The 1,293-nt window shown below is 70.9% G+C and carries 1 protein-coding gene; it reads right to left on the bottom strand.

The genetic code is table 11. The annotated features are described in order from the left end of the window. Positions 1–18 precede the first annotated feature (18 nt). On the bottom strand, positions 19–1,053 hold the full coding sequence (locus ACZ34W_RS38720; RefSeq protein WP_465611205.1) for an IS110 family RNA-guided transposase: 1,035 nt from the start codon (positions 1,051–1,053) through the stop codon (positions 19–21). Positions 1,054–1,293 lie beyond the last annotated feature (240 nt).

Raw genomic sequence — 1,293 nt, 5'->3', positions numbered from 1 at the left:
TCATAGCGCCTCTGTGTGTCAAGCAGCGGTGGTGAGCTGGTTCCGATGGTCGCGTTTCATGATCCGGTAGACCACGTTGGACAGCCGTCGCTTCAGGGCCCGGCGAGCCTCGGACGGGGTCTTCCCCTCGGCGATCTTGCGAAGGTAGTAGTCCTGGCCGCGGCCGCCGTCGCGGATCTGGCAGATCGCGATCGTGTGCAGGACCGAGTTCAGCGCCCGGTTGCCGCCGGTGTTGAGCCGGTGGCGGGCGTTGTTGCCGCTGGAAGCGTCCAGTGGCGCGCTGCCGGTGTAGCTGGCGAAGTGGTGCTCGGTTGGGAAGCGGCCGATGTCGCCGACGTGCCCGAGGACCTTGGCGGCCAGCACGGTGCCCAGTCCCGGCAGGCTGGTGAGCGTGGTCCGGGTCGCGGCCAGCGCCTCGCGCATCTGGACCTCGTTGTCCTTCACCAGCCGGTCCAGACGCCGCAGGTCGGCCAGCAGGTCGCGGGCTATGTCACGGCGGCAATTGTCGGTGGCGGTGACGGGGCGGATGCCCTTCATCGCGGCGGCGGCTTTGTCGGCGGACAGGCCGGTGGCCACGCCGCCGGGCAACAGGTCGCGCAGGACGGCGTGGAGCCGGTTCAGGACGCGGGTGCGCTCGTGGACCAGGTCGTCGCGGCGCTCGGTCAGCAGCCGAAGGATCGTGCTCTGGTCCTCGGCGGTGACCTGCCGCAGGTCGGGGCGGAACAGCGCGACCTGCGCGACGTGGCGGGCATCGGCCTCATCGGTCTTGCGATCGCCGCCCGTGGCCAGCAGCCGGGCCCTGGCCGACAGCGTGGCCGGCACGTCGACCACGTGCTCGCCGGCGGCGGCCAGCTGCTGGGCGAGCGAGCGGCCGAGGCCGCCGGCGCCCTCGACGGCGAAGCGACGCTCGGGCCACTGCTCGCACCAGGTCATGAGCTGGCGGAACGTGCCAGCGTTGACGACGAACCGGCGCTTGGCCAGCTGGTGGCCCGAGGCGTCGACGGCGACGGCGGTGTGGGAGGACTTGTGCGGGTCGATACCGATCAGGATCACAGGCTGGCCTTGCACTCGATGGGACCGGGCGGGGAGTGCGGTGGGCATCCTGACTTGAAGTCACCGTGTCGTCCTCATGCCTCTGTCGAGCCACACCGCGCGGGTGTCGGCCGGCGGCGGCACGCTATGAGAGAGCCAGCCCGTGGGCGGCAAGGAGCACTGCGGGCCCGTGCCGACCGACACCCTGGACGCTACGGCTGCAGACCGAGCGCCTGGGTCCGATTCAACAAGTCAGGAGCC

It is taken from the genome of Kitasatospora sp. NPDC022856, assembly GCF_055561235.1.
This window is presented reverse-complemented; position numbering and strand designations above follow the sequence as displayed.